The sequence below is a fragment of the Anoxybacillus sp. PDR2 genome (genome assembly GCF_009834045.1).
GTDB classification, from domain to species: domain Bacteria; phylum Bacillota; class Bacilli; order Bacillales; family Anoxybacillaceae; genus Anoxybacteroides; species Anoxybacteroides rupiense.
The window spans coordinates 1,331,833-1,345,253 of record NZ_CP047158.1; the positions used below are offsets into that span (position 1 = coordinate 1,331,833).

A 13,421-nucleotide genomic window follows, 5' to 3' on the forward strand; every position below is an offset into this window, starting at 1 on the left:
TATGGCAGAAGGAAAAATTATGAAAGCATTAAGCGGATTTTATTATGTGTTAAGCGATGGAGAAATCATTCAATGTCGAGGAAGAGGGGTATTTCGTAAGCAAAAGATTACTCCTCTTGTCGGTGATTATGTCATTTTTCAAGCTGAAAGCAAAACAGATGGATATATTATGGAAGTATGTGAACGAAAAAACGAACTGATCCGTCCCCCAATTGCTAACGTCGATCAAGCGATTCTTGTATTTTCTGCGGTGGAGCCAGATTTTAGTACGATGCTTCTGGATCGTTTTCTTGTGCTCATTGAGGCGAAGGACATTCGTCCGATTATTGTCGTTAATAAAATGGATTTACTTAATGAGAAGACAAAGCCGATTGTGCAAGGGTACATCAGCGATTATCGCCGCATCGGGTACGATGTCATCGAAACATCGATCGTCACAAAAGCTGGTCTTGAGCAACTGCTTCCTTATTTAGAAGGAAAGATTTCTGTCTTTGCGGGCCAGTCTGGTGTGGGAAAGTCATCACTTTTAAATGCGCTTCGTCCAGATTTACAGCTGAAAACGAATGATATTTCATTTCATTTAGGTCGCGGAAAACATACGACAAGACATGTTGAATTGATCGAAATTGGCGATGGGCTTGTGGCGGATACACCTGGCTTTAGTGCATTAGAGTTTCAGGATATTGAAGAGGAACAGTTACCGCTTTGTTTTCCGGAGTTTCGCCAACGCAGTCATGAATGCAAATTCCGCGGCTGCACCCATATGACAGAACCAAAATGCGCGGTAAAAAGCGCATTGGAAGCAGGAGATATTCCGGTCTATCGCTATAATCACTATCGCCATTTCATGGAGGAAATTAAGGAAAGAAAGACGAGGTACTACTGATGATTAAAATTGCGCCTTCCATTTTATCGGCAGATTTCGCAAAGCTCGGAGACGACATTCGAGATGTTGAGCAAGGTGGGGCCGATTATATTCATGTTGATGTCATGGATGGCCATTTTGTGCCAAATATCACGATTGGTCCACTGATTGTGGAGGCGATTCGGCCCATTACCACATTGCCTTTGGATGTCCATTTGATGATTGAACACCCGGATCGTTATATTCCGGCTTTTGCAAAGGCGGGAGCTGACATTTTATCTGTGCATGTAGAAGCTTGTCCGCATTTGCACCGTACCATTCATATGATTAAAGAATTGGGGGTAAAAGCAGGAGTGGTTTTAAATCCCCACACTCCAGTAGCAATGATTGAGTCTATTTTAGATGATATCGATTTAGTACTGCTCATGACGGTCAATCCAGGGTTTGGAGGACAAAAATTTATTTCTTCTGTATTGCCTAAAATTCGTCAGGTTGCGCAAATGGCAAAAGAACGGGGATTACAGCTTGAGATTGAAGTGGATGGCGGGGTGAATCGCAAGACTGCTCAGCTTTGCGTGGAAGCGGGGGCGAACGTACTTGTCGCTGGATCGGCGATTTACGGTGAAATCGACCGAAAAGCGGCTATTCAAGCGATTCGAGGCCACTAATAAAACGGAAGGTTGCATACCTTCCGTTTTTGTTAAAAGCGTATAGAAAGGAAGAGGAACAGGTGTTGATTCATATTGTAGGGGGAGGTCCTAAAGAATTTCTCCCGTCATTTCAGCCATACAAGCAGCAGGAAATTCAATGGATTGGCGTAGACAGAGGAGTATTGACATTATTGCAAGCAGGTATTCGTCCTACTAAGGCATTCGGTGATTTTGATTCCATCAGCAAGCAGGAGCTAGAGTATATACAGACGATGCTGAAAGATTTGGATATATGGCCATCGGAGAAAGATAAAACAGATATGGAAATTGCTTTAGATTGGGTGGCAGAGCAACAAGCCGATCGGATTCGAATTTTTGGAGCGACCGGAGGAAGAATTGATCATTTGCTTGGAAATATTCAGCTTTTAGCAAAATATATCGCTCAACCCATCGAAATCGTCGATAAGCAAAATGTTGTGACCATTCATTTGCCTGGGACTTATTCTGTTGAAAAAGATGGGCACCATTATATTTCATTCATTCCGATTTCCTATGAAGTAAAAGGCATTACTTTAAAAGGCTTTAAATATCCGTTAGAAAATTGTCATATTCAGCTTGGCTCTACACTATGTATTAGTAATGAACTCATCCAATCTTTTGGTACTTTTTCTTTTTCGGAAGGCATATTAATGATGGTAAGAAGCAAAGATTTAGAAGAGGCCTTTTAGGTACTATTTTTCATGAGTCGAATATACTTAATAAGGAAATGAGGCAAAGCTCGTCACGATAGTTTGGGAGGGATCGGAATGAAGTTTTATACAATTAAGCTGCCAAAGTTTCTTGGCGGAATTGTCCGGGCGATGTTGAATTCGTTTAAAAAAGGATAAAAAAAGCACCAGTACTGGTGCTTTTTTTTTGGAAAAAACTCCGTTTTTCTTTTAAGACGCCAGACGCATGCCGGATTATGCGCGTTCGATTTTACCTGATTTAAGCGCACGCGCAGAAACCCATACACGCTTTGGCTTGCCGTCTACTAAAATGCGCACTTTTTGTAGATTTGCTTTCCATGTACGTTTATTCGCATTCATCGCATGTGAACGAGAGTTTCCGAAAGATTTTTTCTTTCCAGTTGCAAAGCATTTCGCCATTTTTTTCCCTCCTTACTTGCCAAACAAATTCAGTCATGGACTGCGTATACCCAAAATACTACTATAATTTATCATACAAAATAGCAGATTGCAATAGTCCATCCACTGCCTTTCAAGAAAATCTCCTTGACATCTATTTTGATTTTAGGCTAAATAATACTAGTGGACGATGGACTTTTAAAATGAAGGCTGTTGTAGTAAAATGGCTGTAGCTATGCGAACATTTCCGAAGGGGGAACCGATATGTCCATTGAAATGCAAACAACGTATGGACGCATTGAAATTTCAAATGATGTCATTGCTACGATCGCGGGTGGAGCAGCTGTAGATTGCTATGGAATTGTCGGAATGGCGTCAAAAAATCAAATTAAAGACGGGCTTTCAGAAATTTTGCGCAAGGAGAATTTTTCAAAAGGTGTCATTGTACGTGAAGAGGATGGAGAAGTACATATTGATATGTACATCATCGTCAGCTATGGAATCAAGATTTCAGAAGTGGCTCATAATGTGCAAACGAAAGTGAAGTACACGTTAGACAAGACACTAGGACTTGCTGTGAAATCAATTAATATTTATATTCAAGGAGTTCGCGTTACGAACTTATAGGACTGTAAGGAGGAATTTATCGGTGGCAATCCGGACGTTAGATGGAAGACGTTTTGCGGACATGGTGTTACAAGGAGCGCAGCATTTATCCAACAATGCGAAGTCTGTGGATGCGCTGAACGTCTTTCCTGTCCCAGATGGCGATACAGGTACTAACATGAATCTATCGATGACATCTGGGGCTAAAGAAGTGAAAAATCACATTTCTGATCATATTGGAAATGTGGCAGGCGCTCTTGCCAAAGGGTTATTAATGGGCGCGCGCGGAAACTCGGGTGTGATTTTATCGCAGCTATTCCGCGGTTTTGCAAAGGCCATTGAAGGGGCCTTAACCATTAACAGCGTGGAATTTGCGGCTGCGCTGGAGGCAGGAGTGACGACAGCCTATAAAGCGGTGATGAAGCCGGTTGAAGGTACCATTTTAACGGTGGCAAAAGACGCGGCTAAACGTGCTGTTGCTGTAGCAAAAAAACAGACGGACATTGTGATAGTGATGGAAGAAGCAGTGAAAGAAGCAAAAGCATCGCTGCAGCGTACTCCTGATCTTCTTCCAGTTTTAAAAGAGGTTGGCGTCGTTGATAGCGGCGGGCAAGGTCTTGTCTATGTGTATGAAGGATTTTTGGCCGGTTTAAAGGGAGAAAATGTCGAGGGATTAAAAGCAGCGAGCCTCTCGATGCAGGAACTTATCAATACAGAACATCATAAAAGCGCACAAAGCCACATTCACACAGATGAAATTGAGTTTGGTTATTGTACGGAATTTATGGTTCGATTTGAAGAGGAAAAGCTTCGCCAATCTCCATTTTCCGAGGAGACATTCCGAAAAGAATTAAGCCAGTTTGGTGATTCGTTATTAGTTGTTGCTGACGATGAGCTTGTAAAAGTCCACATCCATGCCGAACATCCTGGAGAAGTGCTCACTTACGGACAGCGTTATGGGAGCCTGTTAAATATAAAAATTGAAAATATGCGTGAACAGCACGCTCATATTGTGAATGAAGCAGCATCAGCAGTTCCTAAGACTGCAAGGCAAAAGCAACCATACGGAATCATTGCGATTTCAATGGGAGACGGCATTGCCGATTTATTCAAAAGCATCGGAGCGCATGCTGTCATTGAAGGTGGACAAACGATGAATCCGAGCACGGAGGATATCGTCACTGCTATTGAAAGCGTTTATGCTGAAACGGTGTTTGTGTTGCCAAATAATAAAAATATTATTATGGCTGCAGAGCAGGCGGCTTCTGTAGTGGGCAATCGTGTCATTGTGGTTCCAACTAAAACAATCCCCCAAGGTCTATCGGCGCTTTTAGCGTTCAATCCATCCGCGTCTCCAGAACAAAATGAGAAAGCGATGGCGGCAGCGCTATCTCAAGTAAGAACAGGACAAGTAACGTTCGCGGTGCGCGATACAGCGATTGATGGTATTGAGATTGCTAAAGGAGATTATATGGGGATTGCTGACGGAAAAATTGCTGTGTCAGAAAAGGATAAGCTACAAGCGGCTAAAAAGCTGTTAGATGAGCTTTTAAGTGAGGATGCAGAAATTTTAACCATTTTGTACGGTGAAGAAGCAACAGAAGAAGAGGTTCAAGAACTGGTTGATTACATTGAAGCCACATATACAGATATTGAGGTAGAAGCGCATAATGGAAAACAACCATTGTATCCATTTATCTTTTCGGTCGAATAATATGTTAGAATAACAGAAGGGGGGATCCCCTTCTATTTTATTGGGTATTCAAGGGAGAGAGGCAGCATGAAGTATAAAAGCGTATTTGATATTATTGGGCCAATTATGATTGGGCCGTCAAGCTCTCATACGGCAGGAGCGGCAAGAATCGGAAGAGTAGCACGAAGCTTATTCGGAAGACAGCCAAAGTGGGCCCATATTTCATTCTATGGCTCATTTGCGCAAACATACAAAGGCCATGGGACAGATGTAGCCATTGTTGGCGGACTGTTAGATTTTGATACATTTGATGAGCGAATTAAATCATCGCTTGACATCGCAAGACAAGAAGGAATGGAAATTGTGTTTTATGAGGAAGATGCCGTCCCAACTCATCCGAATACGGCTAGAGTTCGAATCGGTGATGAACAAGGGGAACTAGAGCTTGTCGGCATTTCCATTGGCGGCGGAAAAATCGAAATTACAGAATTGAACGGATTCGAGCTAAAATTGTCAGGCCATCACCCTGCCATTCTTGTTGTTCATAACGACCGTTATGGAACAATTGCTTCTGTGGCAAATGTGTTGGCGAAATATGCTATTAATATTGGACATATGGAAGTTTCTCGAAAAGAAAAAGGGAAGGAAGCGTTAATGACCATTGAAGTCGACCAGCCGATTGATCCTGCAGTAATTGAGGAACTTTCACAGCTTCCCCATATTATTCAAGTAACCAAAATTGTCGAATAACAAAGAAAGCGTTTTCGTATATAAAGGAGGCATCTTAGATGTTTCGGAATGTTGCAGAATTAGTACAGCTAGCCGAGAGTCAGAACATTAAAATTGCTGAAGTTATGATCCGGCAAGAAATTGAAATAACAGGAAAAAGTAGAGAAGAAATTTTCAGCCAAATGGACCGCAATTTGCAGGTAATGGAGCAGGCGGTCATGAAAGGTCTAGCCGGTGTTTCTTCCTATTCTGGATTGACAGGCGGCGATGCCGTACTGTTGCAAAATTATATTAAGCAGGGCCGTTTTTTGTCAGGAGAAACGATTCTAGATGCTGTTAGCAAAGCAGTGGCAACGAATGAAGTGAATGCTGCCATGGGAACCATCTGTGCTACTCCAACAGCTGGATCGGCAGGGGTGGTTCCAGGAACACTATTTGCAGTGAAGGAAAAACTGCATCCAACCCGTGAAGAAATGATTGAATATTTATTTACGGCAGGAGCATTTGGTTTTGTGGTCGCCAACAACGCTTCGATTTCCGGAGCCGCAGGGGGCTGCCAAGCTGAGGTGGGATCCGCAACAGGAATGGCGGCGGCAGCTCTTGTAGAAATGGCGGGCGGTACGCCAAGCCAAGCAGCAGAAGCAATGGCCATTGCGTTAAAAAATATGTTAGGATTAGTATGTGATCCAGTAGCTGGATTAGTCGAGGTGCCTTGCGTTAAACGAAATGCCATGGGAGCGGCAAACGCGATGGTAGCAGCGGATATGGCGCTGGCCGGCATTAAAAGCCGCATTCCTTGCGACGAGGTCATTGATGCGATGTATCGCATCGGGGAAACGATGCCAACGGCACTCAAAGAAACTGCACAAGGGGGGTTAGCGGCGACGCCGACAGGCCGCGCACTAGCGGCGAAAATTTTCGGCGTTCCTACCAATCACCGTGAATAAAGAATTGCAACAACCAGTCACACAAATTAAAGGAATTGGAGAAGAAACAAGCGAAGCGCTGCGGGATATGGGAATTGAGACGATTGAAGATTTGTTGATGTATTTTCCGTTTCGCTACGAGGATTATGAAATACGCGACCTTGCAGATGTCAAGCATGATGAGAAGGTAACCGTACAAGGGAAGGTTCATAGTGAGCCTTCTCTTATGCATTATTCCCGCAAAAAATCTCGTCTGACATTCCGATTGCTTGTTGATCGCTATCTGATTAACGTCGTGTGCTTTAATCGTCCCTATCTGAAAAACAGGCTCAGCATCAATGAAACAGTCACTGTCATTGGAAAATGGGATCAGCATCGCCAAACGATTACCGCTGTTGAAATAAAGATAGGAACGCAATCGGAGGCATGTGAGCTAGAACCGGTGTATTCTGCGCGAGGAGCCTTGACGGTTAAAGGAATCCGCAGATTTATCAAACTGGCTCTTGAGCAATATGGGGGAGCGATACATGATCCGCTACCCGCTTCTATTCGTCAAACCTATCGCTTGATCTCAAAACATGCGGCGATTTCAGCCATTCATTTTCCCCGCTCTCATGAAGAGCTGAAGCAAGCACGTCGCCGGCTTGTATACGAAGAATTTTTATTATTTCAATTAAAAATTCATGTTTTGCGCAAAATTCAGCGTGAACATTCGCGTGGCATTTCCCATCGTTTTTCGATGGAAAAGCTGGAGCAATTCATTCAGCAGCTTCCATTCTCATTGACCCATGCACAAAAGCGGGTCATCCAAGAGATTATGAAAGATATGAGATCCCCGCATCGAATGAATCGACTGTTGCAAGGAGATGTAGGTTCGGGAAAAACAGTCGTCGCTGCGATTGCTTTATATGCCACCGTTTTATCGGGATATCAGGGGGCGCTGATGGTGCCAACCGAAATTTTGGCAGAGCAGCACGCACACTCACTGAAGCAGCTGCTGGCGTCTGCTGAGGTGTCGGTTGAGCTGCTGACAAGCTCGGTAAAAGGAAAGAGGAGAAAAGAACTGCTTACCAATCTTGCTGCAGGCCAAATTGATATCGTCATTGGCACACATGCACTCATTCAGGATGAAGTCAATTTTCATAAACTAGGGCTCGTTATTACCGATGAGCAGCATCGCTTCGGCGTGGAGCAACGCCGGATTTTGCGTGAAAAAGGAGAATCTCCGGATGTTTTGTTTATGACCGCGACTCCCATTCCGCGGACGTTGGCGATTACAGCTTTCGGTGAAATGGATGTTTCGATTATTGATGAAATGCCCGCGGGACGCAAAAAAATTGAAACATATTGGGTAAAACATAACATGCTTGAGCGCGTTCTTGATTTTATAGAGAAAGAAGTGCAAAAAGGCAGGCAAGCCTATGTCATCTGTCCGCTCATTGAGGAATCGGAGAAGCTTGATGTGCAAAATGCGATTGACGTCCATAGCATGCTTGTCCATTATTATCGGGGAAAATATCGAATCGGCCTCATGCATGGCCGCCTCTCTTCGGAAGAGAAAGATGAAGTCATGAAAGCCTTTAGCCAAAACGAGGTGCATATTTTAGTTTCGACAACGGTTGTGGAGGTCGGAGTCAATGTTCCAAACGCGACGGTCATGCTGATTTACGATGCCGACCGGTTTGGTCTGGCGCAGCTTCATCAGCTAAGAGGACGTGTAGGCCGTGGCAATGAACAATCGTACTGCATTTTGTTAGCCGATCCTAAATCAGAAACCGGAAAAGAGCGAATGCGGATTATGACAGAAACGAATGACGGCTTTGTGTTGTCAGAAAAAGATTTGCAGCTGCGAGGTCCCGGTGATTTTTTTGGAACAAAGCAGAGCGGACTGCCAGATTTTAAGCTTGGCGATGTCGTGCATGATTATCGAGTACTTGAAGTAGCGCGAAGTGATGCGGCTAAATTAATTGAATCTCATGCATTTTGGCACGACGAGGCGTATCATTGGCTACGCCTTTATTTAGAAGAATCCGGTGCATTAAGCGGTGAAAAACTAGATTAAAAAACAGATTGCAAACTTAGTCTTGCAATCTGTTTTTTTTAATTATATACTACTATTAGTACCTAGTCATAAAATTGGACGGTGTATGCATCATGCGAAAAACAAAGCGGGAGCGGCAGCGGATGCTGAAAGAAACGATTGAAAAAAATCCATTTATTACAGACGAAGAATTGGCCGAACAATTTTCTGTCAGCATTCAAACAATTCGTTTAGACCGACTAGAGCTATCCATCCCTGAATTGCGCGAACGAATTAAGCATGTTGCCGAGAAATCATTTGCCGATAAGGTAAAATCACTGCCGATTGAAGAAGTCGTCGGCGAAATTATTGATATTGCTCTAGATAAAAGTGCGATCTCTATTTTTGATGTCAAGGCTGAGCATGTGTTTAGACGGAATCGCATTGCGCGCGGACACCATTTGTTTGCGCAGGCCAATTCGCTGGCGGTTGCCGTGATTAATGATGAACTAGCCTTGACTGCTAAAGCGAATATTCGATTTACGCGTCAAGTGAAAGAAAATGAACGGGTCGTGGCAAAGGCAAAAGTAAAAGGAATCAATGAAAATGGAAGAACGATGGTCGAAGTGAATAGTTATGTTGGACAAGAGCTTGTGTTTTCAGGAGAATTTGAAATGTATCGATCAAACATCGCAAAAAAGGATGGAGTAGATGATGAGAATAGCGATTGATGCCATGGGGGGAGATCATGCCCCAAAAGAAATTGTGCTTGGGGCTGCGAAAGCAGTTCAGCATTTTCAGGACATAGAAATCATTCTCTTTGGCAACGAACAGCAAATTCGCTCCTATCTTCCCGCTGCTGACCGCATTGACATTGTACATACCGATGAAGTAATTGAAGCAACGGATGAGCCGGTTCGAGCCGTCAGACGAAAAAAACAATCATCCTTGGTATTAATGGCAGAAGAAGTGAAACAAGGTCGTGCCGATGCCTGCGTTTCAGCGGGAAATACAGGAGCATTGATGGCTGCTGGCCTATTTATTGTCGGAAGAATCGAAGGGATTGAGCGTCCAGCATTAGCACCAACGCTGCCAACCCTAGGAGGCGAAGGCTTTGTATTTTTAGATGTCGGCGCAAACGTCGATGCACGTCCTGAACATCTGGTGCAATACGCGCTAATGGGCTCTGTTTACGCTAAAAAGGCAAGGGGAATTGCGAAACCGCGCATCGGTCTATTAAATGTAGGAACGGAAGATCAAAAAGGAAATGATTTGACTAAACGCGCTTTTCTTCTGCTGCAAGAGGCGAATGTGAATTTCATCGGAAATGTTGAAGCGAGGGATTTGCTTCAAGGAGTGGCTGATGTGGTGGTAACGGATGGTTTTACCGGAAATGTCGCGCTAAAAACGATTGAAGGTACGGCTCTTTCCGTATTTTCGATGCTAAAAGAGGGGTTGACGAGCAGTTTTTCTAGCAAACTGGCAGCCGCTGTGCTGAAGCCGAAGCTTTTAGAAATGAAGCGCAAGATGGATTATTCTGAGTATGGCGGTGCTGCTTTGTTTGGATTGAACGCTCCTGTCGTGAAAGCGCATGGTTCCTCTGATGCGACAGCGATTTTCCACGCCATTCGTCAGACGCGCGAAATGGTGATTACGGATATGATTGGCACGATTAAGCAGGAAATGGAACATATTCACTCATAAAGGAGGGAATGATAGATGGGAAAACTAGCTTTGATTTTCCCGGGTCAAGGCTCGCAAACAGTAGGGATGGGAAAAGAATTAGCAGAAACGGATGCAAAAGCAGCCTCCATTTTTCAACAGGCTGATGAACGTCTGGGTCTTTCCCTTTCTACGATTATTTTTGAAGGACCGCAGCAAACATTGACGCTTACATATAATGCGCAGCCCGCTTTATTAACAACGAGCATTGCGCTGTTTGAAAAAGTAAAAGAGGCCGGTCTAACGCCTGACTACGTTGCTGGACATAGTTTAGGAGAGTACACGGCGCTTGTGGCAGCAGGAGCGATGTCATTTACAGACGCAGTGTATGCTGTCCGAAAAAGAGGAGAGTTTATGGAGGAAGCGGTACCTGCCGGTGAAGGAACGATGGCTGCTGTTCTTGGGATGGAAGCGAATGAACTTGCAGCCATTACGAAGCAGATTACTGAAGAAGGCCAGCCTGTTCAGCTTGCTAACTTGAATTGTCCAGGGCAGATTGTTATTTCTGGATCGAAAGAAGGAGTAGAGCGAGCAGCACAGCTTGCGAAAGAAAAAGGTGCCAAACGTGTTATCCCTCTTGAAGTAAGCGGTCCTTTTCATTCATCGCTTATGAAGCCAGCGGCTGAAAAATTGGCAAAAGTGCTAAACGAAGTAGCAATTCATGATGCGAATGTGCCTGTCATCGCGAACGTAACAGCGAAGCCAATGACAGAAAAAGAAATGATTCAAACGCTTTTAATTGAGCAGCTTTATTCTCCTGTTCGTTGGGAGGAGTCCGTAAGAACGATGATTGAGTTCGGTGTCGATACGTTTGTAGAAATTGGGCCAGGAAAAGTATTATCAGGTCTTGTGAAGAAAATTCATCGCGATGTGCGCGTTTATGCGATAAACGATACGGCTTCTTTTGAAGCGACAATCGCAGCGTTGAAAGGAGAATAAACATGTTGCAAGGAAAAGTAGCGCTTATAACCGGGGCATCGCGCGGAATTGGAAGAGCGATTGCTTTAGAATTTGCCCGTCAAGGAGCGAAGGTAGCTGTCAATTATGCCGGAAGCGAAGCGAAAGCAAAGGAAGTAGTGGATGAGATTTACCGTCTTGGCGGCGAAGCACTGGCAATTCAAGCGGATGTGTCGAATACAGAAGCGGTTGAGCAAATGGTGAAAGAGGTGATCGATCGCTATGGCCGCGTGGATATTTTAGTCAATAACGCCGGAATTACCCGTGACAATTTGCTCATGCGCATGAAAGAAGAAGAGTGGGATGATGTCATCAATATTAACTTAAAAGGCGTGTTTAACTGTACAAAGGCGGTTACACGTCCAATGCTCAAGCAGCGTTACGGCCGCATTATTAATATCGCTTCAGTGGTTGGTGTAATGGGGAATCCAGGGCAAGCCAATTACGTAGCTGCTAAGGCAGGTGTGATCGGCTTAACGAAGACAGCCGCTAAGGAATTGGCAAGCCGTAGCATCACGGTAAACGCTATTGCTCCGGGATTTATTGCGACGGATATGACAGATCGTTTGAATGAAGAGATTCGGACAGAAATGTTAAAGCAAATTCCACTTGCCCGTTTCGGCAATCCAGAGGACATTGCCAATATGGTCGCATTTTTGGCATCGGATGCAGCGAGCTATATTACCGGACAGACGATTCATGTCGATGGCGGAATGGTCATGTAACGAATCTGGATTATCCGCTAGTATTTTGCCGATAAATTTACTATAATCATGAGAGGAGGTGAATTGTCGTGGCAGATGTATTAGAGCGCGTAACGAAAATCATCGTTGACCGCTTAGGCGTGGAGGAGTCTCAAGTAACACTTGAAGCTTCTTTCAAAGATGATTTAGGTGCTGATTCATTAGATGTGGTTGAACTTGTCATGGAACTAGAAGACGAGTTTGATATGGAAATTTCCGATGAGGAAGCAGAAAAAATTGTCACAGTAGGAGATGCTGTGAACTACATAAAAAGCCGCATGTAAGTAAACGATATAATGCAGAAAAGTCCCGTTGCTCTAACGGGGCTTTCTATGCTTTTGATGAATTGCCGAATACTTTGATTGAATGAAGTCCCGGAGGTCCTTATTTATGTCGAAGCAGAAAGACAAAGAGCAGCGCATGAGCGAAAAAAAACGAGTAAAATTTAAACAGTTGCAGGAGAAAATCGGCATATTTTTTCTGGATGAAAAGCTGCTAATTCAGGCTTTTACCCATTCATCGTATGTGAATGAGCATCGCAAACGACCGCATGAGGATAATGAGCGTCTTGAGTTTTTAGGAGATGCTGTACTGGAACTGACCGTTTCTCAATATCTCTTTCGTCATTTTCCAAATATGACGGAAGGTGAATTAACGAAATTGCGTGCAGCGATTGTATGTGAGCCATCTCTTGTAAAATTTGCAAATGACCTTTCATTCGGCCAGCTTGTTTTGCTCGGCAAAGGAGAGGAGATCACCGGCGGGCGAATGCGGCCATCGCTTCTAGCAGATGTATTTGAGGCGTTTATCGGTGCTCTTTACTTAGATCAAGGAATTGATGCGGTCATTCGGTTTTTGGAGCAAACCATTTTTCCGAAGATCAATGAAGGTGCTTTTTCTCATGTGATGGATTATAAAAGCCAGCTGCAGGAACTTGTTCAGCGGGATGGTAGTGGCGTTATCGAATATGCCATTTTGCAAGAAAAAGGACCTGCGCATAACAAAGAGTTTGTTTCTCGCGTTTCTTTAAATGGTGAAGAGCTTGGAGTTGGTGCTGGAAGATCGAAAAAGGAAGCGGAGCAAAAAGCTGCACAAATGGCGCTGCAAAAGCTAAAAACGCCGAAACAGGAATAAGAAAAACAGTGCTGTGAAAAAAGGGTTGGCTCATTCGAAAATAGTCGGCCCTTTTTCTTCTCTAATGATATACAGACAAGCGATGCTTTAGTCTAGATAGGAAAGTGGAAATACAAACATCGCCCGTTCCATTTAGATAGCAGCTTCGTGTTTTTAAGCTTTTTCTGCTTTGCATTTGCAAAATTGAAGAAAAAGTTCTATATAGGTTTGAGCAAGTAGTTATGATACAATAATGAAGATTTAGATGAA

Annotated in this window: 16 protein-coding genes; 15 read left to right on the forward strand and 1 reads right to left on the reverse strand. The window is 43.8% G+C overall.

The genetic code is table 11. The features are described from left to right. The first annotated feature begins 1 nt into the window (after position 1). The 4 genes from rsgA to spoVM all read left to right on the forward strand — a co-directional run bounded on the left by rsgA (position 2) and on the right by spoVM (position 2,402). Positions 2-886: a ribosome small subunit-dependent GTPase A gene (gene rsgA / locus GRQ40_RS06455; RefSeq protein WP_044746186.1), complete on the forward strand. Its 885-nt coding sequence runs from the start codon at positions 2-4 to the stop codon at positions 884-886. Next, on the forward strand, positions 886-1,533 hold the full coding sequence (gene rpe / locus GRQ40_RS06460; RefSeq protein WP_044746185.1) for a ribulose-phosphate 3-epimerase: 648 nt from the start codon (positions 886-888) through the stop codon (positions 1,531-1,533). The genes rsgA and rpe overlap by 1 nt, the downstream gene beginning before the upstream one ends. 62 nt (positions 1,534-1,595) lie before the next feature. Further along, on the forward strand, positions 1,596-2,243 hold the full coding sequence (locus tag GRQ40_RS06465; protein WP_066147205.1) for a thiamine diphosphokinase: 648 nt from the start codon (positions 1,596-1,598) through the stop codon (positions 2,241-2,243). Positions 2,244-2,321: 78 nt separating this feature from the next. Further along, positions 2,322-2,402, forward strand: a complete 81-nt coding sequence (gene spoVM / locus GRQ40_RS06470) for a stage V sporulation protein SpoVM (RefSeq protein ID WP_003394991.1) — start codon at positions 2,322-2,324, stop codon at positions 2,400-2,402. A 75-nt stretch (positions 2,403-2,477) separates the two neighbouring features. Here the strand turns inward: spoVM and rpmB are convergent, their stop codons facing one another. After that, complete coding sequence (gene rpmB / locus GRQ40_RS06475; protein WP_044746183.1) at positions 2,478-2,663, reverse strand: 50S ribosomal protein L28; 186 nt, start codon at positions 2,661-2,663, stop codon at positions 2,478-2,480. A 243-nt stretch (positions 2,664-2,906) separates the two neighbouring features. Here rpmB and GRQ40_RS06480 point away from each other — a divergent pair, with 243 nt between their 5' ends. The 11 genes from GRQ40_RS06480 to rnc all read left to right on the forward strand — a co-directional run bounded on the left by GRQ40_RS06480 (position 2,907) and on the right by rnc (position 13,172). Continuing rightward, positions 2,907-3,269: an Asp23/Gls24 family envelope stress response protein gene (locus GRQ40_RS06480; RefSeq protein WP_044746182.1), complete on the forward strand. Its 363-nt coding sequence runs from the start codon at positions 2,907-2,909 to the stop codon at positions 3,267-3,269. 22 nt (positions 3,270-3,291) lie between these two features. Continuing rightward, positions 3,292-4,962: a DAK2 domain-containing protein gene (locus GRQ40_RS06485; RefSeq protein ID WP_159719591.1), complete on the forward strand. Its 1,671-nt coding sequence runs from the start codon at positions 3,292-3,294 to the stop codon at positions 4,960-4,962. A gap of 66 nt (positions 4,963-5,028) precedes the next feature. Further along, a complete protein-coding gene (gene sdaAB / locus GRQ40_RS06490) occupies positions 5,029-5,691 on the forward strand; it encodes an L-serine ammonia-lyase, iron-sulfur-dependent subunit beta (protein ID WP_044746180.1) in 663 nt (220 codons plus the stop codon). 38 nt (positions 5,692-5,729) lie between these two features. Continuing rightward, complete coding sequence (gene sdaAA / locus GRQ40_RS06495; RefSeq protein ID WP_044746179.1) at positions 5,730-6,617, forward strand: L-serine ammonia-lyase, iron-sulfur-dependent, subunit alpha; 888 nt, start codon at positions 5,730-5,732, stop codon at positions 6,615-6,617. Then, on the forward strand, positions 6,610-8,658 hold the full coding sequence (gene recG, locus GRQ40_RS06500; RefSeq protein ID WP_080860864.1) for an ATP-dependent DNA helicase RecG: 2,049 nt from the start codon (positions 6,610-6,612) through the stop codon (positions 8,656-8,658). Before sdaAA ends, recG begins: the two co-directional genes overlap by 8 nt. 92 nt (positions 8,659-8,750) lie before the next feature. Then, complete coding sequence (gene fapR, locus GRQ40_RS06505; RefSeq protein WP_044746177.1) at positions 8,751-9,347, forward strand: transcription factor FapR; 597 nt, start codon at positions 8,751-8,753, stop codon at positions 9,345-9,347. Then, positions 9,331-10,320 carry a phosphate acyltransferase PlsX gene (gene plsX / locus GRQ40_RS06510; protein ID WP_066147720.1) on the forward strand — a complete coding sequence of 330 codons (990 nt, stop codon included), beginning with the start codon at positions 9,331-9,333 and terminating at the stop codon, positions 10,318-10,320. Before fapR ends, plsX begins: the two co-directional genes overlap by 17 nt. Before the next feature lie 15 nt (positions 10,321-10,335). Continuing rightward, the gene (gene fabD / locus GRQ40_RS06515; protein WP_066147211.1) at positions 10,336-11,277 is read left to right on the forward strand and encodes an ACP S-malonyltransferase; all 942 of its coding nucleotides are present in this window, start codon (positions 10,336-10,338) and stop codon (positions 11,275-11,277) included. A 2-nt stretch (positions 11,278-11,279) separates the two neighbouring features. Then, positions 11,280-12,020 carry a 3-oxoacyl-[acyl-carrier-protein] reductase gene (gene fabG, locus GRQ40_RS06520; protein WP_066147213.1) on the forward strand — a complete coding sequence of 247 codons (741 nt, stop codon included), beginning with the start codon at positions 11,280-11,282 and terminating at the stop codon, positions 12,018-12,020. Positions 12,021-12,088: 68 nt separating this feature from the next. Further along, on the forward strand, positions 12,089-12,322 hold the full coding sequence (gene acpP / locus GRQ40_RS06525) for an acyl carrier protein (RefSeq protein WP_027408166.1): 234 nt from the start codon (positions 12,089-12,091) through the stop codon (positions 12,320-12,322). Positions 12,323-12,428: 106 nt separating this feature from the next. Then, a complete protein-coding gene (gene rnc / locus GRQ40_RS06530) occupies positions 12,429-13,172 on the forward strand; it encodes a ribonuclease III (RefSeq protein ID WP_066147215.1) in 744 nt (247 codons plus the stop codon). Positions 13,173-13,421: the final 249 nt, after the last annotated feature.

Coding starts and splice junctions, on each gene's coding strand:
- plsX (WP_066147720.1), top strand. CDS start 9,331: ATGAGAATAGCGATTGATGCCATGGGGGGAGATCATGCCCCAAAAGAA.
- rpe (WP_044746185.1), top strand. CDS start 886: ATGATTAAAATTGCGCCTTCCATTTTATCGGCAGATTTCGCAAAGCTC.
- rpmB (WP_044746183.1), bottom strand. CDS start 2,663: ATGGCGAAATGCTTTGCAACTGGAAAGAAAAAATCTTTCGGAAACTCT.
- fapR (WP_044746177.1), top strand. CDS start 8,751: ATGCGAAAAACAAAGCGGGAGCGGCAGCGGATGCTGAAAGAAACGATT.
- spoVM (WP_003394991.1), top strand. CDS start 2,322: ATGAAGTTTTATACAATTAAGCTGCCAAAGTTTCTTGGCGGAATTGTC.
- sdaAB (WP_044746180.1), top strand. CDS start 5,029: ATGAAGTATAAAAGCGTATTTGATATTATTGGGCCAATTATGATTGGG.
- fabD (WP_066147211.1), top strand. CDS start 10,336: ATGGGAAAACTAGCTTTGATTTTCCCGGGTCAAGGCTCGCAAACAGTA.
- rnc (WP_066147215.1), top strand. CDS start 12,429: ATGTCGAAGCAGAAAGACAAAGAGCAGCGCATGAGCGAAAAAAAACGA.
- fabG (WP_066147213.1), top strand. CDS start 11,280: ATGTTGCAAGGAAAAGTAGCGCTTATAACCGGGGCATCGCGCGGAATT.
- GRQ40_RS06480 (WP_044746182.1), top strand. CDS start 2,907: ATGTCCATTGAAATGCAAACAACGTATGGACGCATTGAAATTTCAAAT.
- rsgA (WP_044746186.1), top strand. CDS start 2: ATGGCAGAAGGAAAAATTATGAAAGCATTAAGCGGATTTTATTATGTG.
- sdaAA (WP_044746179.1), top strand. CDS start 5,730: ATGTTTCGGAATGTTGCAGAATTAGTACAGCTAGCCGAGAGTCAGAAC.